Genomic DNA, 25,305 nt, shown 5'->3' with positions numbered 1-25,305 from the left:
TTCTCGCCGGTGGAGATCAGCACGATGGCCCAGAAGAAGTCGTTGTAGATCCAGATGGACAGCAACGTGGCGAGCGCGGCCATCGCCGGCTTGCACAGGGGCAGCACGATCTGCCAGTACAGGCGCCACACCGAGGCGCCGTCGACGAGCGCGGCCTCGGTCAGCTCGTGCGGCAGCGAGCGCATGTAGTTGGCCAGCACGAAGGCGCAGAACCCGGACTGGAACGCCACATGGATCAGCACCAGGCCCAGCGCCGAGTCGTACAGTTTGCCGCTCATGGTGATGCCGGGCAGGTCGATGAGCAGGTACAGCCGGTACAGCGGAGTGATGATGACCTGCTGCGGGAGCAGGTTGCCGGCCGTGAACACCAGGAGCAGGAAGAGGTTCACCCGGAAGTCGAAGCGGCTGACGTAGAAGGCCACCATCGACGACAGGAACAGCGTCAGCAGCACCGCAGGGATCGCCACCAGCAGGGTGTTCCCGAAGTAGTGCAGCATGTCCGACTGCTGGAAGGCGTCGGTGAAGTTGTCGAGGCTCAGTTTGTCGGGCCAGGAGACGTAGCCCTTGGTGCTGGTCTCGGCATAGGGGCGCATCGCCGCGTACATCGCCCACAGCAGGGGCGCGAGCCAGGCCAGCGCGGCACCGGCGAGGAAGACGTGCAGCAGGATCCGGGCGGGGCGGACGGGGGTGCGCTGTTTTCCGAGCGCGCTCACGGTGCTCATGCGCGCCGCTCCTTCCGGAAGGTCGCGACCAGGTACGGGATGATCACGGCGAGCGAGATCACCAGCAGGACCACCGCGATCGCCGAGCCGTATCCGACCCGGCTGGACTCGCCGATGATGTTGTTGGTGACCAGGATCGACAGCAGCTCGGTGCCCTCGGCGCCCTTGTTGAAGACGAAGACCAGGTCGAAGGCGCGCAGGGCCTCGATGATCGTCACGACCAGGACGACGGTGTTGGTCGGGCGCAGGGTGGGGAAGATGACGTTCCTGAACGTCTGCCACTCGTTGGCGCCGTCCAGCGAGGACGCCTCCCGCAGGGCCGGGTCGACGCCCTTCAGACCTGCCAGGTACAGGATCATCATGTAGCCGGTGTGACGCCAGGACGCGGCGATGAGTACCGACCACAGGTTGAGGTCCGGGTCACCGATCCAGTCGATGTAGTGGCCGGGCTCGTTCGCGCCGATGAGGCTGTTGATCAGGCCGGTGTCGGGGTTGTAGACGAGCTGCCAGACGAAGCCGATGACGGCCATCGACACGACGACCGGGAGGAAGAACGCGGTCTGGTAGACGCGGCTGAAGCGGATCTTCTTGTCGAGCTGCACGGCGAGGAACAGGCCGAGCGGCGTCGGGATCAGGATCAGGACGACGAACCAGACGACGTTGTGCTGGACGGCCGGCCAGAACTGCGGGTTGTTGGTGAACAGCTCCTTGAAGTTGTCCAGGCCGACCCAGGTGATGGAGTCGAAGCCGATGCCGTCCCAGGTGGTGAAGGCCAACGCGATCGAGGCGAGGGCCGTGAGCCAGACGAGCAGGACGTGCAGGATCGTCGGCAGCCCGGCCATCAGGCCGAGCGTGAGGCGGTCCCGTCGGGTGAGCAGCCGTCGATGGCCCAAGGGCGCCCGCAGCCGCTTGGCCTGATCGGTAGTCACGTTGTCCGGGTGGCCCGGGGGCGGCGCCGCGGCCGTCCCCGGGGTGCTGGTGGTGCCGGTCCCGGTACCGGTCTTCGCTGTGACGGTCATGCGGACGCGAAGATCGTCTTCTTCTGGCGCTCGATCGACGCCAGCAGGCTGTCGACGCCCTTGGGGTCACGGATGAACTTCTGCAGGGCGGGCTGCATCACCGTGGAGGTGAAGTCCGGGCGGCTGTCGCGGTCCATGAACTGGGTGAGGTGCTTGGCGCCGGCGATGGTCGCGTACGCCTTCTTCTGGAGCGCGGTGTACGAGGAGGTGTCGGCCTTGTTGGACGCCGCGACCAGGCTCGGGTCGGACTTCAGGTAGATCTCCTCGGCCTCCGGGGTGCCCAGGAACTCCAGGAGCTTGAGCGCGCCGGCCTTGTTCTTCGGAGCCTTGGAGAGCATGAAACCGTCGGTCGGGGCCTCGACGGTGTCCTGCCCGTGCGCGGAGTTGATCTCCGGGAAGGGGAAGAAGTCGAGGTCGTCCAGGTCGGCCTTGTTCGTGAACTGCTGCGCCACGAAGCTGCCGAACAGGTACATGCCCGCCTTCTTCGAGATCAGCGTCTGGGCCGCGTCCTGCCAGGTGCGGCCGACCGCGCCCTCCTGGTGGTAGGGGAGGATCTCGGCCCAGTGGTCGAAGGCGGTGCGGACCTTGGCATCCGTCCAGGACGCCTTGCCGGCCATCAGCTCGACGTGGAAGTCGTAGCCGTTGGTGCGGAAGTTGATCTGGTCGAAGGTGCCGAGAGCGGGCCAGGCGTCCTTGTCGCCGAAGGCGAACGGGACCAGGCCGTCCTTCTTCATCTGCTTGCACAGGGCGACGAGTTGGTCCCACGTGGTGGGGACCTCGTAGCCGTACTGCTGGAAGACGCTCTTGCGGTAGAAGACGCCCCAGAGGGACGTGGAGATCGGCACGAAGTAGTACTTGCCGTCCTCGCCCTTGCTGAGCGCCTTCATCGCCTCGGGGAAGTTGCCGCCGATCTTCTGCCACACGTCGTCGATCGGGGAGGCCAGGCCCTTGGCCGCGAAGAACTGCATGCGGTAGCCAGCGAACCAGTTGAACACGTCGTCCGGGGTGCCCTGGAGATAGGAGTTGATCTGCTCCTGGAACGTGTTGTGGTCCTTGGTGTTCACGTCGACCGTGATCCCGGACTGCTTCGTGAACGCCGCGTAGATCTCGGCGAACGCCTTCTTCGGCACCGCGTCCGACGCGTTCGACCCGAGGCTGACGGTCTTCGGGTCGGATGCCGTGCCGCTGCCGCCGCAGGCGCTCAGCAGCGGGATTCCGGCACCGAGGACGGCTGCCCCACCGATACCGCGCAGGACGGTGCGGCGGCTGGCAGCGGGCATGGGCCGGCCGAGGGAGGAAGAGTGCATTTCGGCTCCTGACAGGGCGGCCGCGCCCAGACGGCACGTCGGCCCACGGGGTATGACGGGGATGCGGTCGTCCACGCGACCAAGACTCAACACGATCGAACAAATCCGACCGGCGGCTGCGAGGAAGACTGAATGCTCCGGGGAGTCGCTGTCAAGCCCCTTCGACCTGAGCTCAGGGCCGACCGTACATGTCGGCAGGACGGCCGGCCTACCGTCGGAGGGGAACGACGCCCCCGTCCGGCGAGCGGGCCCGAGAGCGCGAGTATGCCGTTTGAACAGCACATATGCCCGCCAGAGATGCTCTCTTCACGGCGGTTGCCACACCCTTCACCCACCGGCCGCCCTCCGTCCGACCCGCATCCGTTCCTCGGAATCGATGCCGCGGGAACCCTTGACGTACAGCTGTCGGCTCCGTAGACATGACCACGCGGTCAGACCGCGCGGTCATACAGTTGACCTCCTTCGAAGCAAACGCACGGCCGTCGGGAGACTTCATGGCAGCAACGGTGGGACGGAGCGAGGGCTCCGCTGTGCCGCGCAGCGCGGACGTGGCCCGCCTGGCCGGGGTGTCGCGCAAGACGGTGTCCCGGGTCCTCAACAACGAGCCGTATGTCTCCGAGGAGGCACGCACAAAGGTCCTCGCAGCCGCTGCGGAACTCGGCTACCGGCTGAACCAGGCGGCCAGGACACTGGTCTCCGGGCGTACCGGCTCGATCGGCGTGGTCGCGCTGGGCACCGCCGGGTACGGGACCGCGTCACTGCTCGTGCACATCGAGCGGGCCGTGCGCGACGCGGGCTACGCGCTCCGTGTGGTCAACACGCCGGATGGCAACCCCGCGGGTATCGCGGGGGCGGTGGAGTCGCTGCTCGAGCAAGGGGTGGACGGCGTCATCGTCTCCGAACCCATCGTGGAAGGGGACGTCAGCGTCCGAGTCGACGTGCCCGTCCTCTTCCTGGGGGCACCGCCCGCTTTCACCGGCAGCCGCACGGTCACCGCGAGCGTGGGGTCGTATGCCCTGGCGCGGGCGGCCACCGAGCACCTGCTCGACCTGGGACACGCGACCGTCCATCACCTCGCCGGCGCGAGACGGTGGTATGCCACCAAGGACCGTATCGAGGGATGGCGGGCGGCACTTGCGGCACGGGGCGCGCACGAACCTCCTCTGCTCAACGGTGACTGGTCGGCCGCCTCCGGGTACGCGGCGGGCCGCGAGCTGGCCTCGGACAGCTCCGTGACCGCGGTGTTCGCGGCGGGCGACGAGATGGCCATCGGCCTGATCCACGCCCTGCGTGAAGCAGGGCGTCGGGTGCCGGAGGAGATCAGTGTCGTCGGGTTCGACGGCAACCCGGTCTTCGCCTACGTCTCTCCGCCGCTGACCACCGTGCGTCAGCCCTTCGACACCGCGGCGCGGCAGGGGGTCGGACTGCTCGTCCACGCCATCGAGAGGCCGGACGCGGAAGTGCCGCCGGCGAGCGAGCCACCGGTCGAACTCATCGTCCGCGGCTCGACCGCACCGCCACCGTCCCACAAGGGCCGGAGCCCTTTGCACACCACCTGAGCACCGCCCCGAGCAACCGGCCGAAGCGGGAAACACGCCGCGTGCACCGCGGCACCCCGCGCACAACAGACATCGATCCCGCAGCCGTCCCACCCCCCAGGGTTACCGCGCCGCCGTCCCCTCATACGGCCGCTGAACACGCCCTTTTTTCGCGAGGTCGCCCGGCCCTACCGCCGACCGACCCCGCCCCTGCACCCCGCCGCCCCCAACCTGGTCATCCGGGGGCGGCGGGCCCATGGAAAGAACCAAGCCCGTCATCGGAGCCGCACATGTCCCCCGTACGAACAGGCGCCAGACCCGGCGCCGCTCCGCGTTCCGTCCCCGCCACTCTCCTGTTCCTGCTGCTGGCCCTGGCCGTCGCGGCAGCGACGCTGGTCCTGCCCGGCGCCGGCCGGGCGGACGCCCTCTCCCGCCCTGCCCAGACGCTCTACACCCCGCCAGCCGACGCCCTCTCCCCTGGCAGCTACTACCCGCGGGCGATGCGCCTGCAGCACAACGGATCGGCCAACGGCACCCTCCTCGCCACATTCGAGCAGTACCGCGTGGACATGCCCGTCTTCCCGATCTACCGCAGCACCGACAACGGCGTTTCCTGGACCAAGATCTCCGAGGTCGCCGACACCCAGAACGGCTGGGGCATGCGCTGGCAGCCCGAACTGTTCGAACTCCCAAGCGCCATGGGCGACTTCCCCGCCGGCACCATCCTGGCCGCCGGTGACTCGGTGCCGTACGACCGGTCCGGGAGCAAGATCGACCTGTACGCGAGCACCGACCGCGGTCAGAGCTGGACCTTCGTCACCAACATCGCGACCGGCGGTAAAGCCACTGACGTGAACGGCAACACCCCCGTGTGGGAACCGTTCTTCCTGGTCTCCGGCGACAAGCTCATCGTCTACTACTCCGACCAGCGCGACCCCGACCACGGCCAGAAGATCGTCCACCAGGTCTCCACGGACGTCCGCAACTGGGGCCCGGTCGTGGACGACGTGGCGATGCCCACCTACAGCCAGCGCCCAGGCATGCCGACCGTCGCCAGGATGCCCAACGGCAAATACATCATGACGTACGAGTACGGCGGTTCCGCCGCCGGCAACTTCGCCGTCCACTACAAGATCTCTTCCGACCCGGAGGCGTTCGACTCCGTCACCGGCATCCCGCTGCGCACCACCGACGGCCTGGTTCCCCAGGGCACGCCTTACATCACCTGGCTGCCCACCGGCGGCCCCAACGGAACCCTTGTCACCACCGCACACAGCAGCGACGACCTGTTCGTCAACACGCAGAACGGCGCCGCGGACACCTGGACGCGGATGCCCTCCAACGTCGGTGGCGGCTACAGCCGCGGTCTGCTTCCGCTGGCCGACGGCCACAGTCTGATGGTGTTCAGCGCGGGCTTCGGCGGCGACAACCGCCGCAACCCGGTCACGTACAGCACGGTCGACTTCGGCGGAAGCATCTCCGACGGTGCCACCTACACCATGACCAACGCGAACAGCGCCCTGAACCTCACCATCGCGGGCGGCTCCACCACCAACGGCACCACCGCCACCCAGCAGAACCCCACCACCTCCACCAACCAGCAATGGCGCTTCGAGCAGCAGTCCTCGGGCTACTTCAAGATCTTCAACGTCGCCAGCGGCAAGGTCCTCGGCGTCCAGAACCAGTCCACCGCCAACGGCGCAACCGTCCTGCAGTGGGATGACAACGGCACGCTCGACCACGAGTGGGCCGTCGCACCCCACCCGTCCGGCGGGTACAGCATCACCAACCGCGTCAGCGGCAAGTTCCTCGAAATCCCCAGCGCCTCCACCACCGTCGGCGCCACCGCCGTGCAGTGGAGCGGCACCACCTGCGCCTGCCAGCGCTGGAACCTCGCCCAGACCGCCCTGCCGCCCCTGGGCACCGGCCAGTACGTCCTGGTGAACAAGAACAGCGGCAGGTACCTCGACATCCCGGCCGGCTCCACCACCGCCGGCACCGCCGCCAACCAGTGGCAGAACACGGCCTGCACCTGCCAGCTCTTCACCTTCCAGTCCGCCGGCGGCGGCGCCTGGAACATCAAGAACGTCAAGAGCAACCTCAACCTCGACATCCAAGGCTCCTCCAGCGCTGCGGGCGCGGCCCTCGTCCAGAACACCGCCTCCAGCGCCGATTCACAGAAGTGGACCCTCACCGACGCGGGCGGCGGCTACTACAAACTCCGCAACGTGAACAGCACCCTCGTCGCCGGCGTCGCCCAGTCCTCCACCGCCAACGGGGCGGCCGTCGTCCAGTGGGGCAGCGCCAACCTCGACGACCAGCTCTGGAAGGTCGTCCGCGTCAACTGACCGCTCCCACCATGCCATGACCAGGCGCGGGAACCGCCGGCGAAGCGGTTCCCGCGCCTGACGTCTGCCTCGGCCGACCGGCCCAGGCACAGCTGAACACTCCTCCCTACAGTTACCGATGTGAACCTTCTGCCTGCGACAGACGACCTCACCACCACGCGGACCCGCCGGCAGAGCTACCTGCGTGCGGTGGGTAGCACCACGTTGCTCCTGCTGGCCGTCGCCGATGTGCTCATCGCCGTCGCCAACGGCAAGGCCCTCTGGCCGGTGATCCTGCTCCTGTCGCTCGGCCTCGCGGCCGTTCTCTGGCCCGCCGCCCGTCGGCCCGCGTGGCTCACCCCCCAACTGCGGGCCGCTGTCCCTGCGGGCGTTTCCCTGGCCTTGACCGTTGCAGCCACGACGACCGAGCGCGTACGTACGTTCGGCCCCGGTGAGGTGGCGGTCCTGCTCTGCCTGCTGATGATCGCCGTCCGTACCTGCTCACCACGATGGGCGTTGCTGTGTGCCGTCCTCACAGGTGGGGCAGTCGTAGCGGCACCGCTGCGCTTCCACGATGCCATCGCCGTGGAGGACGCGCTGCTGTTCACGCTGCCGATGGCGCTGCTGACCGGCGTTTTCGCCGGCCTCGGTGGCTACCTGCGTTCGCTGGACCACAGGCGCGGCGTCGCGGTCGCCGAGACCCGCCGGGCGGAACGTCTTGCCATGGCAGCCGACCTGCACGACTTCGTCGCCCACCACGTCACCGGCATCCTGGTCCAGACCCAGATGGCCCGCATGATGGCAGCCACCGAAACCGACCGCCTGGACCCGGTCCTGGCGGGCATCGAGCACGCCGCGACCCAGGCGCTCGACTCCATGCGCGTGACCGTCGGCATCCTGCGCGGCGGCCCGGAGGAAACGGCCCGCCTCAAGCCGGGCGGGAACCGCCCGCTCGGCGACTTGACAGCCCTTGCGGAACTGGTCGACGGGTTCGGTGTTCCGACCGGCCCCAAGGCCGAACTCCACCTCGACCCGGTGCCCGGGACCCTGCCCCCCGAAGTGCAGGCCGCCGCCTTCCGAGTCGTCCAGGAAGCCCTCACGAACGTACGTCGCCACGCCGCCGACGCCACCGAGGTCACCGTCGGCCTCGCTCACTCGGACGACACCCTGCGGGTGACGGTGGGCGACAACGGCCGCGGCGGCGTCCCTGTGCCGTACGCCGCCCGCGGCGGAGGCTTCGGCATCGTCGGCCTCACCGAACGCGTCGCCGCCCTCGGCGGCACGCTGCGCGCCGGCCCACGCGATGACCACGGCTGGGAGGTCGTGGCCCTCCTCCCCGCCGCGAGACGACCGGACCGACTTTGAGAGGGGCGGTCGGGCGCTCACCGTCGAAGGCGGCAGGCCCTGGTCGAGCCGGCCGGCCAGCAGCGGCGGGACCCTCGAACCTCCGACGAGTCCGGAGCCGAGCATCACGAGCAGGACGCCGAAACCGCCCGGGGCACGCCTTCGCCCGCCGTTCGAATGAGGATCGCATCGCTCGGTTGGCCGCGCATCGACCGAATGGCCGACGTGTGGATGAGGATTGCACCGCTCGGCTTGGCCTGCGTCGACCGAACGGCCGAGGCGGTGACGGCATGGCGATCTGTCGTATGGGGGCACTCCTGCGCCGGCGGGGATGAACGGGCCCAGGGCAGACCCGTCTTCGGGCGATTTCCACCGCACGTCATCCTCCCGGCTGACGCGACGCCATACCTGAGGCTGACGAGAGCGGCTGCTCACGTCAGCCTCAGGTGGTCGGCTCTTCGACCGATACGCGGGACCCTCGCGAACCGGACGATGGAGAAGTTCCCTGCGGGGTAGGGCCCGGACTCCCTTGGCCCTGTGACCGTCCAAGGCGATCCGCGTCCGCATCGCGGCCCGCGCCCCGCGCTCCCCCTGCCTCGATCGGAGTAGCCCCCCGTGCCCACCGTCCCGCCCCCTGGCCCCCGCACCGCCACCCCCGCCGCCGCCCGCGCCACCGAGCTGTCCAAGGTCTACGGGCAGGGCGATACGCGGGTGGTGGCCCTCGACCAGGTCAGTGTCGACTTCGGGCAGTCCCAGTTCACAGCGATCATGGGCCCCTCCGGTTCCGGCAAGTCCACGCTGATGCACTGCGTGGCGGGGCTGGACAGCTTCTCCTCCGGCTCGGTCCGTGTTGGTGACGTCGAGCTGGGGTCCCTGTCGGACAGGCAGCTCACCAAACTCCGCCGAGACAGGGTCGGCTTCATCTTCCAGGCGTTCAATCTGCTGCCGGCCCTCACCGCGCTCGAGAACATCACGCTCCCGATGGACATCGCGGGCCGGACGCCGGACAAGGAGTGGCTGGAGACCGTCATCCAGATGGTCGGCCTGTCGGACCGGCTCAGTCACCGGCCCGCCCAGCTCTCCGGCGGCCAGCAGCAGCGTGTCGCTGTCGCCCGGGCGCTCGCCTCCAAGCCGGACATCGTCTTCGGCGACGAGCCGACGGGAAATCTGGACTCGCGTGCGGGTGCCGAGGTCCTCGGGTTCCTGCGCGACTCCGTACGGGAGTTGGGCCAGACCGTCGTCATGGTCACCCATGATCCGGTCGCCGCCTCCTACGCGGACCGGGTCGTCTTCCTCGCCGACGGGCGCATCGTCGACGAGATGTACGAGCCCACCGCGGACGGGGTTCTCGATCTCATGAAGTCCTTCGACGCCCCCAGGTTCCGTACGAGCTGAGCCGGAGCGAACCGGGCTCACGAACCGGCACGCACTTCACGATCAGCCCTCGTCCTCCCCTCCCCTCACCAGGACAGACACCACCATGTTCCGTACAGCCCTGCGCAATGTGCTCGCGCACAAGGCCAGACTGCTGATGACCGTGCTCGCCGTCATGCTCGGCGTCGCGTTCGTCTCCGGCAGCCTGGTCTTCAGCGACACCCTCAGCAACGCCTATCGCAGCCAGACAGCCAAGAGCTACGCCCACGTAGACGTCGAAATCCGTTCCTACGACCCCTCCGACAAGGTCCCCGGCATCAGGGCGAAGACGTTCGACGAGATCGCCCGGGTCGACGGGGTCGCCGACGCGGCCGGGCGGGTCGGCGGAATCGCCGACGTCGCCGACAAGGACGGCAGGCTCATCGGCGGTGGCTCGTCCAGCCAGGGCGCGAACTTCGCTCCGGGCAAGGACGGCAAGGATCCGCTCTACGTGTTCACCGACGGCAGCGGGCCCGCCGAGCCCGGGCAGGTCGCGCTCGACAAGGACACCGCAGAGAAGGGCGGCTACCACGTCGGTGACACCGTACGCGTCGTCCTCAACGGTCCGGCGAAGACGTACGAGCTCTCCGGCATCTTCACCACCGACGACACCTCGGTGGCCTTGGGGGACGGTCTGGTCCTGCTCGACACGCCGACCGCTCAACGGCTCTTCCTGCGGCCCGGCTTCTTCGAGTACGTCACCGTCACCGCCGACCCGGGCACGTCGAGCACCGAACTGGCCTCCACCATCAGGAAGCTGCTTCCGGACGACGCGGACGTCAAGACGGGCCGGCAACTCGCCGAGGAGAGGGCCAAGGGAGGCGCGGGTGACGCGTCGACGATCACCGCGATCCTGCTCGCCTTCGCCGCCGTGGCGTCCTTCGTCAGCGTCTTCCTGATCGCCAACACCTTCACCATGCTGGCCGCCCAGCGCACCCGCGAACTCGCGCTGCTGCGCGCGGTCGGCGCCTCCCGCAGGCAGGTCACCCGGTCCGTACTGATCGAAGCGACGGTGGTCGGCGCCGTCGGCGCCGCCGCCGGGCTCGGACTCGGTGCCGCCATGGCCACCGTGGCGCATTCCACCGTCGGCGTCTTCGGCTCGAAGAACCCGGACGGGCCGCTGGTCGTCACGTCGACAACCGTCCTGGTCGCCGCTGTCGTCGGTGTCCTGGTCACCGTGTTGTCCGCCTGGCTGCCCGCCCGCCGCGCCGCGAAGATCCCGCCGGTCGCGGCGATCAGCAGCGCCCATCTGCCCGCCACCACCAGGTCCCTGCTGGTGCGCAACCTGCTCGGCGGCGTCATGGCACTGTCCGGCTCGGCGAGCGTCGTCGCCGGCGCCGGGATCGGCGACTCCAGCGGCAAAGCGCTCGTCGGGCTCGGGGCCTTCCTCGCGGTGACCGGTGTCCTCGTGCTGATCCCCTCGCTGTCCCGGCCTGTGATCGCGGTCGTACAGCCGCTGCTGAGGCGCGGTTTCGGGGTGTCCGGCAAGCTCGCGGGCCAGAACGCCGTACGCAGCCCGCGCCGTACCGGCGCCACCGCCTCCGCGCTGGCCGTAGGGCTCACGCTGGTCAGCACCCTGACCGTGCTCGCCGCCAGCCTCGGTCACGCGGTGGACAAGGTGACCACGGACATGGTCAAAGCCGACTACATGATCACGGACAGCGGTTCGGGCCTGGACACCTCGGACGTCACCGCCCTGCGCAAGGTCAAGGGCGTCACGGCGGTGTCGCAGGAGCAGCAGGCGTGGATGCAGATCGGCGGCAGCCAGCAGGACGTCTCCGGCGTCACCCCCGCGGACTTCGAGAAGGCCTTCCGCCTCACGGTGCTCTCCGGCTCGGCGGACACGCTCGCGAAGGGGCAGATCGCCGTCGCCGACGACGTCGCGCGGTCCCACGGCTGGAAGGTCGGGGACGCTCTGCCGGTGGAGTACGAAGACGCCAGGAAGGGCAGGCTGACCATCGGGGCGGTGTTCGAGCACAACACAGTGATTCTGCCGGTCGTCGCCTCCATGGACGTGATCGAACCCCACGCGGCCCAGACGTCGATCTTGAAGATCTACGTCAAGACGGACGGCAGCACGAACGAGAGGGCACTCGCAGCGGCCCTGGCCGGGAACCCGGGGGTCAAGATCGGCGACCGGCAGGACATCCGCGACGAGTTCAGCGGGTACCTCGACACCCTGCTGAACGTTCTGTACGGGCTGCTCGCGATCTCCCTGGTCATCGCGGTGCTGGGAGTGGTGAACACCCTCGCCATGTCGGTCTTCGAACGACAGCGGGAGGTCGGCATGCTGCGCGCCGTCGGGCTCGACCGGCGGGGCGTGACCCGGATGATCCAGCTGGAGGCCGTGGTCATCTCCCTCTTCGGCGCGGTCCTCGGCATCGGCGTCGGTACCTTCCTGGGCTGGGCCGTGGGCGAGATCGTGAAGACGGACGTCGCTGGATACGCGCTGGTGCTGCCGTGGGAACGGTTCGGCCTCTTCCTGCTGCTGCCGGCGCTGATCGGCCTGCTGGCAGCCCAGTGGCCCGCCCGCAGCGCGAGTCGGCTGAACATGCTCACCGCCATCAAGTCCGAATAGTCCGAGTACGCAGAGCACGTCGCTGTCCGGCCGCAGGCATACCGTGCCCTCCGGCCGTACGGCCATGGGCACTTCGTGGGCGCCGGCGGCGGCACCACGATCACTCGGAGCGCGGCCCGCCGGGACGTCTTCACCTTCTCCGTGGTTGTCCTCTGACATTGAACGTGGACCGATTGCCAGAGAAGTTGGACAACCACTACGTTCCTGCCATTGATGTTGGACCGAGGGGGCTGGGGGCAGGGGGGCACCTGGTCGACGCGTTGAAGAGGTCCCGGTCGGTGCTGCCGCACCGCCGCCTGCTGACGCTCCGCGAAGCATTCTCAGCAGGTTCAGGTCAGGGAGCGGAGCCCGTTGCTATGGCATAGCCGATCGCGGCGGCTGCGTCGGCGATGCCCGCCAGGGATGCCTTGTGGTTCAAAGCGGTGACCACCTCTTGGGTCAGCGGGCGAAGGGCATATACGTGGCGCACCGCGTGGATGTCGACCGGGATCTCGTAGTAGTCCTCCGCGAACTTCTGGAATGCCTCCGGTGATGGGTCGACCAGCAGGTGGAACAGCCAACCCGAGCCGTCAGGGTCGGCGTTGTCTTCAGGGAAGTCGATCTCTCCGGCCTGCCAGTGCTCGCTTCCCGCCTCACGCCATATGCAGGCCGTCACCCTGGGCATTCCGTCGTCTGTGAAGGCCGGCTCTTCGACGCAGCTGCGGAACACCTCGGGGACCGAGTCCACTACGCCTGGCCAGGGCGCGTCGTCGACATATGGGCTCATCACGGACTCGTGGTCGAAGCCTCGAACATACGCACCGGCCGGAGAGAAGATGACGTCGAACTCGTCCCCCGAGCCGTTACGCATGGAGGCGATCTCCTCCGTCTCGGACCAGGCCCGGCTGAATGAGTAGTAGCGCTCACTGTCAGGGTTCAGCACAGTCTCCAGCATGGCTATCGACCGACACCGGTCCCGCAGCGTCGGGATGTCAGGAAGAGCCTCGGCAACGTCGTGAACAGTCATGCGGCCCATCCAAGCGCACGCCACTGACATCGGATCGCGATCCGATGACAAACGGTCCACCTTAGGTAGCTCTCGTGGTTGCGGTGCTGCTCGTGCGTTTGGCCGGGGCCATCCGCCCATGGCGGAGCTGGACGAGGAAGACAGCTAACGACGAGCCATGCCGGTCCACCCTTGCGCCACCGCCTGTCGCATATACATCGATTAGCCCGTTAAGTAACCACGGCCCCTGGGCGTCGCAAGTCGACACCATAACCATCCCAGAACTCGACACCGCGCTGCTGCTCCGGCCCGACTGCTACGTCGCCTGGCAGGGCACCACGGGCGATGGCCTACACGAAGCGCTGGGAACCTGGTTCAGGGCAGCTTGAGCGGCACGGCTGTCCCGCGAGAGAGGTCCTGGTCGACTTCGGGGCCGGGGCATGAAGGGTCACCGGCCTCGACCGGTTCGCCCCACGACGGACGACGCTTCCGGTGAGGCTGCGGTGACCGCGCTGTCGGCCGGGAAACGAGGGTGTGATCCGGCGGTTCAGGACCGGCAGACGGTGGTGCCCGGACCCGGCCCGCCCGGCAGACGAACGCGTCGTCGGGAGGGGCCGGGTACGCCTCGGCCTGCTCAGAGATAGAGCCGTTCGTTGATCTTCAAGCCGTTCTCGCGGCAGTAGGTCTCGTAGTGGTCGATGAACCAGAACACGTCGACCGTCTCCATGACGCGGTCCTCCTCGTCGAGGAACTCCAGCGGCCCGTTGAGCCAGAACATCGTCTTCATGCCGTGCTCGGAGTAGAGGGTGTGACTGCGCCCCGGGCTCTCCCGGACGAAGTCCCCGGGTGTCGCGACCCAGTCGTACTCCAGGTAGCGCCAGCTGCCCTCGATCACGTAGCCGGAGACCGGGCCACGGTGACGGTGGCGGCCGAGCGTGCCGCCCTCCTGCACCCACAGCACGTTGGCGGCGCTGCTGCCGCGCACGTCGAAGGTGAGGTGCTTGATGAACACGCCCGGCACGAAGGGCACCCAGGGGCTGCTGTCCTCGCTGATGTACCCCTCTTCCAAGGCGTACTTGTCCCGCATGCGGTCCACGCGCGCCTCGGTCGCGACGTACTGCGCCATGATCTCTTCGGATGTGGTCATGTCACCCTGCCTCATTGCCTTGGTGGTGTGTGGTTGCGAACGTACGGTCCTGCCCACTCCCCGGGCTTGACTGCGGCGGCACGGTTCCTTGAACCTGAGCGCACCCGCAGGGGGGTCTTTCGGAGGTGCGAAGCAAGGTGGCACCGGTATGACGTTCAACTTCTCCACCGCGACGCTCGACAGGCGCGCTCAGCTGGACTACTGGCGTGAGGTGGTCTGCACAACGTTCGTCGAGTACGAGATGGACGTGCCACGGGGCTCCTCCAGCGGCTTCCTGGGGCAGGTCACGGCCCAGACGCTGGGCGGCCTGGGCGTCGCGAGGGTGATCTCCGACCCGCACACGGTGTTCCGGTCGCCGGCACTGATCCGCAGGTCCGGCGACGACGACTTCCTGGTGAACCTGGCCGTCCGGGGCTCTGTCACGGTGATTCAGCAGGGGCGGGACGCGGTCCTGCGGCCGGGCGACTTCACCGTCTACGACAGCGCCCGGCCCTGCCGGATCGTCTGTGGCGACCCGTTCGAACTGCTGGTACTGAAGGTGCCCCGTCCACTGTTCGACGCGCACTGCCCGCTGGCGCGAGACGCGATGGCCACGCCGGTGCCGGGCGATCAGGGAGTGGGCGCGCTCTTCGCACCGTTCTTCCGCTCCGTGAGCAGCCACGCGTCCGCGCTGTCCCTCGACGTGAGCACACGGATCGGCGCCACGCTGCTGGAACTGCTGGCCACGGCCCTGTACGACGAGAGCGACTCCGACGGCCGGCTCGGCGCGCCCAGAACAGCCCATATGAGCCGCGCTCGCCGGTACATCGCCGACCACATCGCCGAGCCCGACCTGTCACCCGACATGGTCGCCCAGGCGCTGGGAATCTCCGTCCGCTACCTCCATGCGATCTTCCGAAACGAGGACACGTCACCGTCCCGCTGGATCCAGGGACAGCGGCTCGACATCGCCGCCAGGCTGCTCGCCGATCCGGGCCGGACGGGCCGAACCGTCACGGACATCGCCTACGCGGTCGGCTTCAAGGACGCCTCGCACTTCACTCGCGCCTTCAAGAGCCGCCACGGTGTCAGCCCGCGCGAGTACCGCAGAGACCGCTCGGCCGTGCCAGGGGGGCCTGCCGCGTAGAACTTGCGGTAGGCACCCTGGAGTGGGGCCGGTGCCGGTCGGTGGCAGGTCGCCGTACGGAGCCCGGATCTCTCGCCGTGCTCAGGTCTCGTCGCCGCCCGGTCCGTGTCGTTGCGGCGCGGCCGCCGCGGCAAACTCCTCGATCCGGTGCGAGGAGATCCACGAGCTCGTACGGCTCGGCCGGCGGGTCGAGTCCCACTACGGGACCCGCAGGACATCGAGTGGGCGATCTCCCGCAACCTCGTCCCCGGACAGAACATCTTCCTGCTCCAAAGCCGGCCCGAGACGGTCTGGGCCGGCCGTGAGAAGGCTCCGGTGGCCGGGCCCAAGGCCAGGGCGTTCGATCATGTGCTGTCGCTGTTCGGCGGCGCGAACTCCGGCGGAGGCACGAAGTGAGCCTCACCGGCGAGGACGTCCAGGACATCCTGCGGATCATCGACGGCATGGACATCGACCGCCTCCATCTGCGCACCGGACGGTTCGAGCTGTCGCTGCGCCGGGGCGACGACGGCGCGTGGACACAGTCCACGCGCACGACCGCCGAGCCGGTGCCGGTCGACGGCAGTGAGGCGCCGGAGCGGCCGGCTCGGGACGACGCGGCTCCGGCCGGCCGGGAGACGCCCGGCCGAGAGGGCCTGACCGAGGTGCGCACACCCTTGCCCGGCGCCTTCTACCCCTCGCCGAAACCCGGGGCTCGCCCTTTCGTGGAAGCCGGGGACCGGGTCACCGAGACGACGGTCGTCGGGATCGTCGAGACGATGAAGCTGATGAACTCCGTGTACGCGGGTGCCGTAGGCACGGTGGCGGACATCCTCCTGGACGACGGCGACTTCGCCGAGCGGGGAGCCGTACTGATGTTCATCGACACGACGGCCGACGGGGCGGCACCGTGATACTGCGACGTGTTCTGATCGCCAACCGGGGCGAGATCGCCCTGCGCATCCTGCGTACCTGCCGACGGCTCGGCATCGAGACGGTGCTCGCCGCGTCCGACGCCGACCTCGCCTCCGTACCGGCCAGGCTGGCCGACCGGGTGGTCCGCCTCGGCCCCGCCTCGCCCTCGGCCAGCTACCTGGACGTGGACGCGGTGCTCGCGGCAGCCAAGACCTCCGGGGTGGACGCCGTCCACCCGGGCTACGGCTTCCTCTCCGAGAACCAGCGGCTGGCCCGCGCCTGCGCCGACGCGGGCATCGTGTTCATCGGCCCGACCGTACGGCAACTCGCCGCTGTGGGCGACAAGTTGGAAGCGCGTCGGCACGCCGTCGTGGCCGGGTTGCCGGTAGTGCCCGGCGGGCCGCTCACGGACACGACCGACGCGGCGCGGCTCGCCGCGGAGATCGGCTTCCCCCTGCTGATCAAGGCCGTCGGCGGCGGTGGCGGCCGGGGCATGAAACAAGTGCACGATCCGGCGGACCTGGCCGCCACCATCGATCTGGCCGTGGCCGAGGCGGGCGCCGCCTTCGGCGACCCCCGCGTCTACCTCGAACGCTTCGTCGCGACCGGACGGCACGTGGAGGTGCAGCTCATCGCGGACGGCGAGAACGTCGTCCACCTCGGCACCCGCGATTGTTCGGTGCAGCGCCGCTACCAGAAGCTCATCGAGGAGGCGCCGGCGCCCGCTCTCGATCCGGTACTGCGCGAGGAGATGCACCACGCCGCGGTGGCCCTCGGCAAGCATCTGGAGTACCGGGGACTGGGCACGGTCGAGTTCCTCGTCGACGTCGACCGGGGCACCTTCTACTTCCTGGAGATGAACGCCCGCATCCAGGTCGAGCACCCGGTCACCGAGGCCATCACCGGACTGGACCTCGTGGCCGAGCAACTCGCCGCGCCGAAGGCCGACCGCTCTCCTTCGGCCAGGCGGACGTCACGTTCACCGGTCACGCCGTCGAGTGCCGCATCAACGCCGAGAACTGGGCCCGCGGCTTCCAGCCGAGTCCGGGCACCGTGACCGAGGCGGTCTGGCCACTCGGCGACGGCATCCGGATCGACACCCACCTCCAGGCGGGCGCCACGGTACCGCCGTACTACGACTCCCTGCTCGCGAAGCTGATCGTCCACGGCCGCGACCGCGCCGAGGCACTGACCCGGCTGCGCGGGGCCCTCACCCAGTGCACGGTCGACGGGGTCAGTACGAACGTCCCACTGCACCGAGCGGTGCTGCGTCCTGGGCGACCGACGCAACCACGGGCTCACTCCCCTCCGCGGCGCCCCGGAGCTCACCGCCGCGCTCATCGCCCGCGGTCTGCCCTGGCTCATCTTCACCAACGGCACCACCCGCACACCCGAGGGCTACGCACAGGTACTGCGCCGCATCGGCTTCGACCTGCCCGACGATGCCGTGCTCACCCCCGCCACCAGCGCCGTCGACCACTTGCTGGCCAAGGGCCACCGTAGTGTCATGGTGCTCGGCGGCGAGGGCTGAAGGAGCCGCTGCGCCGCGCGGGCATCGAGATCGTCGCGCCCAGGGGCAGGCCGGAAGCCGACGCCGTACTGGCCGGCTGGTATCGGGAGTTCACCATGGACGACCTCGAGGCCGCCTGCCACGCCGTCTTCCACGGTGCCTCCCTGTACAGCTGCTCGCAGTCGGTGTTCTTCGCCAGCGCCGAGGGCAGGGCACTGGGCACGTCCCGGGCCATCTGCGCCATGATCAGCAGCGTCACGGGCGTCGCCGAACAGGTCGTCGGCAAGCCCTCGCTGATCGGCCTCGGTTGCGCGGCGAAACGGCTCGGCACCGCCCCGCAGGCGCTCGCCGTCGTCGGGGACGACCCGGAACTGGAGATGACGATGGCCCATCGCGCCGACGCGCTCGCCATCGCGGTGACCACCGGTGTCCACCCGGCGGACCGGTACCCGGCACTGCCACCGGAACAGACACCGCACCTCACCCTCGACGGCGTCGGCGAACTCCTCGGACTCCTGCCCACGACCGTCTGACCGGGTGCGTACGCCGGACTGCCCAGGTCAAGCCTCATCGGCGGTGGCCGGTGCGCCGGCGTCGCGGACGGACACCGTGTCGGCGACGCGGGGCCGGGCCTCGACCGCGGGGGCGAGGAAGGCCGCGCAGCCGACGCAGGCGAGGACGACGAGCATGGCGGGGCGCAGACCTATGTGCTCGCCGAGGAAGCCGAGGCCGGGCGGCCCGACGAGGAAGGCGACGTAGCCGATGACGGCGACCAGGCTGACCCGGGCGGGTCGGGGCCGGACTCCCCGGCGGCCGAGAGCGCGAGGGGGAAGCCGAGCGAGGCACCCAGCCCCCACAGCAGTACGGCGGCTCCGGCGAGGGCGGCGTTGTCGGAGGCGATCACAAGGAGCAGACCGAGTGCCCCGGACACGGCACTGGCCCTGACGACGGTGGTGCGGCCGTAGCGGCTCAGGAAGAACACAGGGGCGACGGAGGTCCTCGGCGAGGGCCGGGCGAGGCGGAGCTGGGTGCACGGAGCATGCGTTCGCCGCAACGGCCGTGCGTGCGCGCCCGGACACCGGGACGGGCGTCGGCTCCGTACGCCGGTGGACGGCCGCGCGGTGCGGGCTCTCAGCCGGACTCCCACCCCACCTGTGAGACAGTACGTATCGAAGAAAATTGTGAATCAACAAGTCTCACAAGGTTCCGAAGAAGAGGTTTTCAGATGCCCCGGACCAACGACGATCCCCGCGCCCTCCGCAGTCGCGCCGCCGCCCTGGCCGCCGCCACCGAACTCCTCGTGGAAGGCGGCCCCGAAAACGTCACCCACGCCACCGTCGCCCAGCGAGCCGGAATCGGCCGCGCCACCGTCTACCGGCACTGGCCCGACCAGCCGACCCTCCTCATCGACGCACTCGCCAACGACGTCCGCCCGCTGCTCGCCTTCGACGACAGCCCCGTCCGCGACCAGCTGTTGAACCAGATGGAACAGATGACTCATCGGCTCAACCAGCCGAGCGCCGTGTCGGTCCTCGCCACCGTCATCCAGCGGGCCGAGCGAGACGAGGACGCACGGCGCATCCGCGAGGAGATCTTCGGCCGGGCCGACGAGGACTTCACCCGCGCGCTGGCTGCCGCCGTCGAACGCGGTGAACTCCGCCCCGGTACCGAGGATCACGCCACCGACCTCATCGCCCGCATCGCCGGCCCGCTGCTCTTCCAGCGCTTCTTGCTCGGCGTACAGCTTGAGAAGGAGCTGGTGGTCAGCCTGGTCGACGCCGCGCTTGCGCCCTGGCTGCCGAACGCGTGACCGACCAACGCTGGACGATGCCGTCAGTCACCGTGCCCGGCTACGCGGCGCTCATCCGCCTCAGCACCGCGACGCCGTCGGAGGACCTCCCCACGACTTCGGCACGCCCGCCGTCGCGCCGGCCCGCCCCTTCTCTGTCCGCGATGCCGTCGGCGGCCCCTGCCACCGCTTGCAGCCCACCGCGTACGGAGTCGGCGGCCGGGAGGCGCTTCAGGACTGCGCCGTACCACAGCGCCAGCATGTCCATGGTGTCGGTGCCGACTTCGCAGACGTCGGCGAGGACGACCGCGCCGTCGGTCGGGGCCTGCGCGAGGCAGACATCGGCCCCCGCGTCCCGCCCCGCCACGCCGTGCACCCCCTCGGTGACGCGCACCGCGCCGCCCTCCAGGCGCTCGATCAGCACGGCGCCACGGACCTCGGCGTTGGCGGCGTTGAGGTACTTCAGTCCGCTGAGCGCCTGGTAGGCGGCGGCTCGGTCGGTGAAGCGAAGAGTGATGACGTTCTCGTTCTGGGGCATGAACCGTCTCCTCGGACCCTGCGGCAGACCCACGGCGGATCTGCGGCTGGCGTGCTCGATCGGCCAGGCGCGTGTCCGATCAACTGTGAGACAGTATGTATCGAAGGAATGTATGAGTCAAACCGTCTCGGAGATTCATGGAAGAGGTGCCCGATGCCCCGGACCAACGACGACCCCCGCGCCCTGCGCAGCCGCGCCGCCGCCCTGGCCGCCGCCACCGAACTCCTTGCCGAAGGCGGCCCCGAAAACGTCACCCACGCCGCTGTCGCCCGACGTGCCGGAATCGGCCGCGCCACCGTCTACCGGCACTGGCCCGACCAGCAGACCCTCCTCATCGACACACTCACTGACAGCGTCCGCCCGCTTCTCGCCTTCGACGACAGCCCGATCCGCGACCAGTTGACGGCCCAGCTCCAACGGCAGGCCGACTGGCTCAACCAGCCGGCCTCCGCAACCATCATGGCCACCGTCGTCGAACGAGCCGGGCGCGACGAGAACGCACAGCGCATCCGCGAGGACGTGTTCGGCCGAGCCGACCAGCACTTCAGGGACGCGCTCACGGCCGCCGTCCTGCGCGGCGAACTCCGCCCCGGTGTCCAGGTACATGCCAGGCAGCTCATGGCCCGCATCGTCGGCCCCCTGTTCTTCCGCCGCTCCATGTTCGGCGAACGGCTGGAGGACGACACCGTTGCGGGCGAGGTCGACGCCGCACTGGCCCCCTGGCTGCCGAGAACGACGGACCGGCAGACATCTCCGGCACGTAGAGCCCCAGGCCGGAGACCTGGGCCTTTACGCCGTGCGGAGCCGAGCTCCCGGCCTCAGACGGCGGCAACAGACAGAGGACGCGGCTGCCGCCGGAGAGGACGAGGGAGCAGCTGCGGGGACGCGAGGGGTTGCGGTGGCGATCCCCTGTGGGGCCTTGTCGACGTCGGAGTGGTCCAGTTGGTGATGTTGCCTCTTCGTGTCCCGGCCGGGGCTCGGTCAGTGCATGTGGGACCCTCCGTTGACGTCGTACGTCACGCCGGTGAGGTAGCCGGCCTCCGGCCGGGCCAGGAAGGCGATGACGTCGGCCACGTCCTCGACCTCGCCGATGCGGCGGACCGGAACATCCGCGATCATCGCTGCCTTGCGCTCCTCGTCCAGCTTCCCCTGCGTGATGTCGGTGTCGATCAGGCCGGGGGCGACGGAGTTGACCGTGATTCCGGACGGGCCGAGTTCGCGGGCGAGGGCCCGGGCGAAGCCCAGGAGGGCGGCCTTGGCCGCCGAGTAGGCCACTCCGCCGAACACCCCGCCTCCGCGCTCGGCCGAGACGGACGACAGGAAGACGATGCGGCCGAACCCGCGCTCGGCCATCCCGGCAGCCACGCGGTGGGTGACCAGGAAGCTCCCGCGGACGTTGACCTCGAAGATCCGGTCCCACTCGGCGGGCGCGACGTCGAGGAAGCGGGTCGGGGACGTGATTCCCGCGTTGTTGACCAGGGCGCCGATCGGTGGGAGTGCCGCCTCGATCTCCCCGATCGCGGCGTCGACGGCGTCGGGCTCGGTGATGTCCGCCGCGAGGCCCAGGGCCTCCACGCCGTGCCGGGCTGCGACTTCCCGGGCGGTGTCCTCCGCGGCCTCCTTGTCCAGGTCGAGGACGGCGATGTGGTAGCCGGCAACGGCCAGGGCGTGCGCCGTGGCACGTCCGATGCCGCGGCGGGAGCCCGCGCCGGTGATGACGGCGGTGCGAGGGGTGGAGGGGGTGGCCATGGCGTGCTCCTGAGGAGTGAGGGGAGGAGGTGACGGGGATCAGAGTTCGCCGCGGACGCGTTCCTTGATCGCCGCGACGGAGAGGCCGTAGCGGTCGTGGAGCGTCGGCAGCGCGCCTGCGGCGAGGAATTCGTCCGGCAGCCCGATCGGGACGATGCGTGCCGTCTGCTGGGCGAAGGCGAGGCAGGAGGCAACGGATTCGGCGAGGCCTCCCACGACGCTGTGGTTCTCCAACGTCACCACCAGGCGTCCCCCCGCCGTCTCCCGCAGCACTGTCTCGCGGTCGAACGGTTTGATCGTCGGCACGTGGAGGACGGCGACGTCGACGTGGTCGGCCGCGAGTTCCTCGGCCGCGGTCAGGGCCCGTACCGTCATCAGGCCGGTGGAGACGAACAGCACGTCGCGTCCGCCGCGCAGCAGGGCAGCCTTGCCGAGTTCGAACCGGTAGTCGTACTCGTCCAGGACCGTGGGGACGGCTCCGCGCAGCAGCCGCATGTAGGTGGGGCCGGGGTGCGCGGCCAGGGCCGGCACGGCCTGTTCGATGTCGATCGAGTCCGCGGGGTCCACGATGGTCAGGCCGGGCATGCCGCGCAGGATGGCCAGGTCTTCGGTCGCCTGGTGGCTGGGACCGTAGCCGGTGGTCAGGCCGGGCAGGGCGCCGATGACGTTGACGCCCAGCTGCGGCTCGGCGATGTCGAGGCAGAGGAAGTCGTAGGCGCGGCGGGTGGCGAAGACGGAGTAGGTGGAGGCGAAGGGCGTCAGGCCGACCTCGGCCAGGCCCGCTGCCGCGCCCAGCATCACCTGTTCCGCCATGCCCATCTGGAAGAAGCGGTCGGGGTGGGCCTCGCGGAAGACGTGCATGTCGGTGTACTTGGCCAGGTCGGCGGAGAGGCCGACCACGTCGGGGCGTTCGTCGGCGAGCCGGGCCAGGGCGTGCCCGAAGGGTGCCTTGGTGGTGCGCTGGCCCTCTTCGGCGATGGAGGCGATCATCGCGGAGGTGGTGAGCCTGCGTTGCGGGGCCCTGGTGTTCATCGAACGGTTCCCTCCTTCTGGGCGGCCGCGTAGTGACGCTCCGTCAACTGCTCACGGGCCAGTTGCCATTCGTGTTCCTCGACCCGCATGAAGTGCGCCTTCTCCCGGGTCTCCAGCATGGGTACGCCGCATCCGATCCGGGTGTCGCAGATCAGCACGGCCGGTGAACCGCGGTGGCCGCGCAGGTCGTCGAAGGCGGCGACGAGTGCCTCGATGTCGTTGCCGTCCACGCGGATCGCGTGCCAGCCGAACGCCTCCCACTTGGCCGTGACCGGCTCGGTGCGCAGTACGCCCTTGGTGGGGCCGTCCGCCTGGAGGGCGTTGACGTCGACGATGGCGGTGACGTTGTCCAGGCCGTGGTGGGCGCAGGCGAGGGCCGCCTCCCAGGTGGAGCCCTCGTCCAACTCGCCGTCGGAGAGCAGGTTGTAGACGCGTGCGTCGCTGCCTTGGTGACGGAGGCCGAGCGCCATGCCGGTGGCGACGCCGAGACCGTGGCCGAGGGAGCCGCCGGAGATCTCCATGCCGGGTGTGTAGGAGGCCATGCCGGACATGGGCAGGCGTGAGTCGTCGCTGCCGTAGGTGGCGAGTTCACCGACGTCCAGTACGCCGGCCTCGGCGAGTGCCGCGTACAGGGCGATGGCGTAGTGGCCGATCGACAGCAGGAACCGGTCGCGCTGCGGCCAGTCCGGCTCGGCGGGCCGGTGGTTGAGGACGTCCTGGTAGACGACGGCCAGGATGTCGGCCACGCCCAGCGCCTGCCCGATGTAGCCCTGGCCCTGGGTCTCGCCCATGTCCAGCGCGTGCATACGGATGCGGTGGGCGGAGTCCTTCAGGGAGCTGATACGCCGGGTCGGCGACACCACCGTCTCGGGTGCCGGGGTGGACATCACGTTGATCCTCATCTCTGTCAGTGAGCGGTGGGCAGGGCGGGTGTGGTGGGAGCGGTCATGGCCCTGTCCGCTTCCCGGCGCTGTTCCGGGCCCCATGTCTCGCGTGTCACCAGCGTCGCCACGAGGCCCAGCAACCCGTAGCAGGTGAAGAGGACCGCGGGGCCGGTCCATCCGGTGGCGGAGTAGAGCGCCGTGGCGATCATGGGCGTGAATCCGGAGACCACCGCGGACAGCTGGTAGGCCAGGGACGTTCCTGCGGTGCGGGTCCTGGTGGCGAACAGCTCGCAGAACCAGGCCCCTTGGACGCCGGCCAGCGAGTTCTGGCAGACGGCGTAGCTGATCAGGAAGGCGAGCAGGATGAGTGCGGCGGCTTCGGTGTTGACGAGCAGGAAGAGCGGGATGCCCCAGGCGAGACTCACCGCGCAGCCCAGCAGGTACACCGGGCGGCGGCCGACCCGGTCCGACAGGTGCCCCCAGAGCGTGGTGGCGGCGATGCCTACGGCCGCGGCGGTCACCAGAGCGGTGAGCGTGGTGGTGCTGGTGACGTCGGGGGCGTCGCCGTCGTCCAGGTAGGACAGGACGAAGGTGACCGACACGGCGTATCCGGCGGTTTCCGTGATGCGCAGACAGAACGCCCGCAGTACGTTGCGCCAGTCCTCCCGGATCACCTCCAGCAGCGGGTTCTTGACGACCTCGCCGGACTCCTTGAGCGCCTCGAACTGGGGTGATTCGTCGATCTTGAGCCGGATGAAGATGCCCACGGCGATCAGGACGGCGCTGAGCAGGAACGGCACACGCCAGGCCCAGGTGTCGTCCAGGGTGTGCCTGCTGAACAGGAAGGCGAGATTGGCGAGCAGCAGACCGACCGGGAAGCCGGCCTGGGTGATGCCCGTGTACAGACCGCGCCGTTTCCAGGGGGCGTGCTCGAAGGTCATCAGGATGGCGCCGCCCCACTCGGCGCCGAAGGCGAGCCCCTGGACCACCCGGACGGCCACCAGCAGGATCGGCGCCCAGATCCCGACCATCTGATAGGTGGGCAGACACCCGATCAGCACGGTCGCGATGCCCATGAGCAGCAGGGACCCGACCAGTACGGGTTTGCGGCCGATGCGGTCTCCGAGGTGGCCGGCGATGATGCCGCCCAGCGGGCGTGCCGCGAAGCCGATCCCCAGGGTCGCGAAGGACAGCAGGGTGGCGGAGAGCGGGTCGGAGTCCGGGAAGAACACGTCCCCGAAGTAGAGGGCCGCGGCCGTACCGAAGCCGATGAAGTCGTACGTCTCGATGGTCGCGCCCACACCGCACCCGACGGCGACTCGCAGACGCTCGGGCGATCCCTGCGCCGCCTGGCCCGGCGCCTTGGACTCAGCCATGCCGATCCTCCTTGATCGTGAGCGGAA

General features: G+C 69.3%; 23 protein-coding genes and 3 pseudogenes. 15 read left to right on the top strand and 11 right to left on the bottom strand.

Going from position 1 to position 25,305, the window contains the following annotated elements; all coding sequences use genetic code 11:
• From ALMP_RS29265 to ALMP_RS29255, 3 genes are all read right to left on the bottom strand, one after another.
• Positions 1 to 722, bottom strand: a 722-nt coding sequence (locus ALMP_RS29265; protein WP_264933679.1) for a carbohydrate ABC transporter permease, incomplete at its 3' end; no start/stop codon positions are given.
• Positions 719 to 1,741 (bottom strand): carbohydrate ABC transporter permease, encoded by a 1,023-nt coding sequence (locus ALMP_RS29260; RefSeq protein WP_264933677.1) that lies wholly within the window; start codon positions 1,739 to 1,741, stop codon positions 719 to 721. The genes ALMP_RS29260 and ALMP_RS29265, both read right to left, overlap by 4 nt.
• Positions 1,738 to 3,048, bottom strand: a complete 1,311-nt coding sequence (locus ALMP_RS29255) for an ABC transporter substrate-binding protein (protein WP_264933675.1) — start codon at positions 3,046 to 3,048, stop codon at positions 1,738 to 1,740. The genes ALMP_RS29260 and ALMP_RS29255 overlap by 4 nt, the downstream gene beginning before the upstream one ends.
• 494 nt (positions 3,049 to 3,542) lie before the next feature.
• Here ALMP_RS29255 and ALMP_RS29250 point away from each other — a divergent pair, with 494 nt between their 5' ends.
• The 5 genes from ALMP_RS29250 to ALMP_RS29230 all read left to right on the top strand — a co-directional run bounded on the left by ALMP_RS29250 (position 3,543) and on the right by ALMP_RS29230 (position 12,248).
• Positions 3,543 to 4,607, top strand: coding sequence for a LacI family DNA-binding transcriptional regulator (locus ALMP_RS29250; protein WP_264933673.1), 1,065 nt, complete (start codon positions 3,543 to 3,545; stop codon positions 4,605 to 4,607).
• Positions 4,608 to 4,876: 269 nt separating this feature from the next.
• Positions 4,877 to 6,934, top strand: coding sequence for an RICIN domain-containing protein (locus tag ALMP_RS29245; RefSeq protein WP_264933671.1), 2,058 nt, complete (start codon positions 4,877 to 4,879; stop codon positions 6,932 to 6,934).
• Positions 6,935 to 7,063: 129 nt separating this feature from the next.
• Positions 7,064 to 8,278 (top strand): sensor histidine kinase, encoded by a 1,215-nt coding sequence (locus ALMP_RS29240; RefSeq protein WP_264934005.1) that lies wholly within the window; start codon positions 7,064 to 7,066, stop codon positions 8,276 to 8,278.
• Positions 8,279 to 8,872: 594 nt separating this feature from the next.
• Entirely contained in the window at positions 8,873 to 9,652 is a 780-nt protein-coding gene (locus tag ALMP_RS29235; protein ID WP_264933669.1) for an ABC transporter ATP-binding protein, read from the top strand.
• An 85-nt stretch (positions 9,653 to 9,737) separates the two neighbouring features.
• Positions 9,738 to 12,248 carry an ABC transporter permease gene (locus ALMP_RS29230; protein ID WP_264933668.1) on the top strand — a complete coding sequence of 837 codons (2,511 nt, stop codon included), beginning with the start codon at positions 9,738 to 9,740 and terminating at the stop codon, positions 12,246 to 12,248.
• Positions 12,249 to 12,582: 334 nt separating this feature from the next.
• Here ALMP_RS29230 and ALMP_RS29225 read toward each other — a convergent pair whose 3' ends face one another.
• The gene (locus ALMP_RS29225; RefSeq protein ID WP_264933667.1) at positions 12,583 to 13,254 is read right to left on the bottom strand and encodes a hypothetical protein; all 672 of its coding nucleotides are present in this window, start codon (positions 13,252 to 13,254) and stop codon (positions 12,583 to 12,585) included.
• Positions 13,255 to 13,328: 74 nt separating this feature from the next.
• On the opposite strand from ALMP_RS29225, the gene ALMP_RS44495 reads away from it, so the two are divergent.
• A complete protein-coding gene (locus ALMP_RS44495) occupies positions 13,329 to 13,622 on the top strand; it encodes a hypothetical protein (RefSeq protein ID WP_375803546.1) in 294 nt (97 codons plus the stop codon).
• A 245-nt stretch (positions 13,623 to 13,867) separates the two neighbouring features.
• Here ALMP_RS44495 and ALMP_RS29220 read toward each other — a convergent pair whose 3' ends face one another.
• Entirely contained in the window at positions 13,868 to 14,380 is a 513-nt protein-coding gene (locus ALMP_RS29220; protein ID WP_264933665.1) for a 2,4'-dihydroxyacetophenone dioxygenase family protein, read from the bottom strand.
• 148 nt (positions 14,381 to 14,528) lie between these two features.
• Here ALMP_RS29220 and ALMP_RS29215 point away from each other — a divergent pair, with 148 nt between their 5' ends.
• The 7 genes and pseudogenes from ALMP_RS29215 (at position 14,529) to ALMP_RS29195 (ending at position 18,443) form a co-directional block, all read left to right on the top strand.
• The gene (locus ALMP_RS29215; protein WP_264933663.1) at positions 14,529 to 15,506 is read left to right on the top strand and encodes a helix-turn-helix domain-containing protein; all 978 of its coding nucleotides are present in this window, start codon (positions 14,529 to 14,531) and stop codon (positions 15,504 to 15,506) included.
• 105 nt (positions 15,507 to 15,611) lie between these two features.
• Positions 15,612 to 15,902, top strand: a complete 291-nt coding sequence (locus ALMP_RS44490) for a PEP/pyruvate-binding domain-containing protein (protein WP_375803545.1) — start codon at positions 15,612 to 15,614, stop codon at positions 15,900 to 15,902.
• Positions 15,899 to 16,399 carry a biotin/lipoyl-containing protein gene (locus ALMP_RS29210; protein WP_264933661.1) on the top strand — a complete coding sequence of 167 codons (501 nt, stop codon included), beginning with the start codon at positions 15,899 to 15,901 and terminating at the stop codon, positions 16,397 to 16,399. Before ALMP_RS44490 ends, ALMP_RS29210 begins: the two co-directional genes overlap by 4 nt.
• On the top strand, positions 16,396 to 17,457 hold the full coding sequence (locus tag ALMP_RS29205) for a biotin carboxylase N-terminal domain-containing protein (RefSeq protein WP_264933659.1): 1,062 nt from the start codon (positions 16,396 to 16,398) through the stop codon (positions 17,455 to 17,457). The genes ALMP_RS29210 and ALMP_RS29205 overlap by 4 nt, the downstream gene beginning before the upstream one ends.
• Positions 17,454 to 17,612, top strand: a pseudogene (locus ALMP_RS44485) (acetyl-CoA carboxylase biotin carboxylase subunit); the annotation flags it as partial. The gene ALMP_RS29205 and the pseudogene ALMP_RS44485, both read left to right, overlap by 4 nt.
• 61 nt (positions 17,613 to 17,673) lie before the next feature.
• Positions 17,674 to 17,931 (top strand): hypothetical protein, encoded by a 258-nt coding sequence (locus ALMP_RS44480; protein ID WP_375803549.1) that lies wholly within the window; start codon positions 17,674 to 17,676, stop codon positions 17,929 to 17,931.
• Positions 17,932 to 18,026: 95 nt separating this feature from the next.
• Positions 18,027 to 18,443 (top strand): HAD hydrolase-like protein, encoded by a 417-nt coding sequence (locus ALMP_RS29195; protein WP_264933655.1) that lies wholly within the window; start codon positions 18,027 to 18,029, stop codon positions 18,441 to 18,443.
• 27 nt (positions 18,444 to 18,470) lie between these two features.
• Here the strand turns inward: ALMP_RS29195 and ALMP_RS29190 are convergent.
• Positions 18,471 to 18,889, bottom strand: a pseudogene (locus ALMP_RS29190) (MFS transporter); the annotation flags it as partial.
• Positions 18,890 to 19,135: 246 nt separating this feature from the next.
• Here ALMP_RS29190 and ALMP_RS29185 point away from each other — a divergent pair.
• The gene (locus ALMP_RS29185; RefSeq protein WP_264933653.1) at positions 19,136 to 19,720 is read left to right on the top strand and encodes a TetR/AcrR family transcriptional regulator; all 585 of its coding nucleotides are present in this window, start codon (positions 19,136 to 19,138) and stop codon (positions 19,718 to 19,720) included.
• Between the two features lie 40 nt (positions 19,721 to 19,760).
• Here the strand turns inward: ALMP_RS29185 and ALMP_RS29180 are convergent, their stop codons facing one another.
• The gene (locus tag ALMP_RS29180) at positions 19,761 to 20,237 is read right to left on the bottom strand and encodes a hypothetical protein (RefSeq protein ID WP_264933651.1); all 477 of its coding nucleotides are present in this window, start codon (positions 20,235 to 20,237) and stop codon (positions 19,761 to 19,763) included.
• Positions 20,238 to 20,345: 108 nt separating this feature from the next.
• Here ALMP_RS29180 and ALMP_RS44475 point away from each other — a divergent pair.
• Positions 20,346 to 20,885: pseudogene (locus ALMP_RS44475) on the top strand (TetR/AcrR family transcriptional regulator); the annotation flags it as partial.
• A 333-nt stretch (positions 20,886 to 21,218) separates the two neighbouring features.
• Here the strand turns inward: ALMP_RS44475 and ALMP_RS29170 are convergent.
• From ALMP_RS29170 to ALMP_RS29155, 4 genes are read right to left on the bottom strand one after another with little or no spacing between them, the layout of a single operon-like run.
• On the bottom strand, positions 21,219 to 21,986 hold the full coding sequence (locus ALMP_RS29170) for an SDR family NAD(P)-dependent oxidoreductase (protein ID WP_264933647.1): 768 nt from the start codon (positions 21,984 to 21,986) through the stop codon (positions 21,219 to 21,221).
• A gap of 39 nt (positions 21,987 to 22,025) precedes the next feature.
• Positions 22,026 to 23,018, bottom strand: coding sequence for a transketolase family protein (locus ALMP_RS29165; RefSeq protein WP_264933645.1), 993 nt, complete (start codon positions 23,016 to 23,018; stop codon positions 22,026 to 22,028).
• The gene (locus ALMP_RS29160; protein WP_264933643.1) at positions 23,015 to 23,920 is read right to left on the bottom strand and encodes a transketolase; all 906 of its coding nucleotides are present in this window, start codon (positions 23,918 to 23,920) and stop codon (positions 23,015 to 23,017) included. Before ALMP_RS29160 ends, ALMP_RS29165 begins: the two co-directional genes overlap by 4 nt.
• Before the next feature lie 5 nt (positions 23,921 to 23,925).
• Positions 23,926 to 25,278: an MFS transporter gene (locus ALMP_RS29155; RefSeq protein ID WP_264933641.1), complete on the bottom strand. Its 1,353-nt coding sequence runs from the start codon at positions 25,276 to 25,278 to the stop codon at positions 23,926 to 23,928.
• Between the last annotated feature and the right edge of the window lie 27 nt (positions 25,279 to 25,305).

The sequence above is a fragment of the Streptomyces sp. A012304 genome, assembly GCF_026008495.1.
In the GTDB taxonomy this organism is placed as follows: domain Bacteria; phylum Actinomycetota; class Actinomycetes; order Streptomycetales; family Streptomycetaceae; genus Streptomyces.
Note: the sequence above shows the minus strand (reverse complement) of the source record. Positions and strands in the feature narration are given on the sequence as shown.

Bases quoted from the DNA above. Each gene is read 5' to 3' on its own strand.
- ALMP_RS29230 (WP_264933668.1), top strand. From the start codon at position 9,738: ATGTTCCGTACAGCCCTGCGCAATGTGCTCGCGCACAAGGCCAGACTG.
- ALMP_RS29170 (WP_264933647.1), bottom strand. From the start codon at position 21,986: ATGGCCACCCCCTCCACCCCTCGCACCGCCGTCATCACCGGCGCGGGC.
- ALMP_RS29255 (WP_264933675.1), bottom strand. From the start codon at position 3,048: ATGCACTCTTCCTCCCTCGGCCGGCCCATGCCCGCTGCCAGCCGCCGC.
- ALMP_RS29195 (WP_264933655.1), top strand. From the start codon at position 18,027: ATGGACGACCTCGAGGCCGCCTGCCACGCCGTCTTCCACGGTGCCTCC.
- ALMP_RS29155 (WP_264933641.1), bottom strand. From the start codon at position 25,278: ATGGCTGAGTCCAAGGCGCCGGGCCAGGCGGCGCAGGGATCGCCCGAG.
- ALMP_RS29245 (WP_264933671.1), top strand. From the start codon at position 4,877: ATGTCCCCCGTACGAACAGGCGCCAGACCCGGCGCCGCTCCGCGTTCC.
- ALMP_RS29260 (WP_264933677.1), bottom strand. From the start codon at position 1,741: ATGACCGTCACAGCGAAGACCGGTACCGGGACCGGCACCACCAGCACC.
- ALMP_RS29165 (WP_264933645.1), bottom strand. From the start codon at position 23,018: ATGAACACCAGGGCCCCGCAACGCAGGCTCACCACCTCCGCGATGATC.
- ALMP_RS29185 (WP_264933653.1), top strand. From the start codon at position 19,136: ATGCCCCGGACCAACGACGATCCCCGCGCCCTCCGCAGTCGCGCCGCC.
- ALMP_RS29220 (WP_264933665.1), bottom strand. From the start codon at position 14,380: ATGACCACATCCGAAGAGATCATGGCGCAGTACGTCGCGACCGAGGCG.
- ALMP_RS29225 (WP_264933667.1), bottom strand. From the start codon at position 13,254: ATGACTGTTCACGACGTTGCCGAGGCTCTTCCTGACATCCCGACGCTG.
- ALMP_RS29250 (WP_264933673.1), top strand. From the start codon at position 3,543: ATGGCAGCAACGGTGGGACGGAGCGAGGGCTCCGCTGTGCCGCGCAGC.
- ALMP_RS29215 (WP_264933663.1), top strand. From the start codon at position 14,529: ATGACGTTCAACTTCTCCACCGCGACGCTCGACAGGCGCGCTCAGCTG.
- ALMP_RS29160 (WP_264933643.1), bottom strand. From the start codon at position 23,920: ATGAGGATCAACGTGATGTCCACCCCGGCACCCGAGACGGTGGTGTCG.
- ALMP_RS29180 (WP_264933651.1), bottom strand. From the start codon at position 20,237: ATGCCCCAGAACGAGAACGTCATCACTCTTCGCTTCACCGACCGAGCC.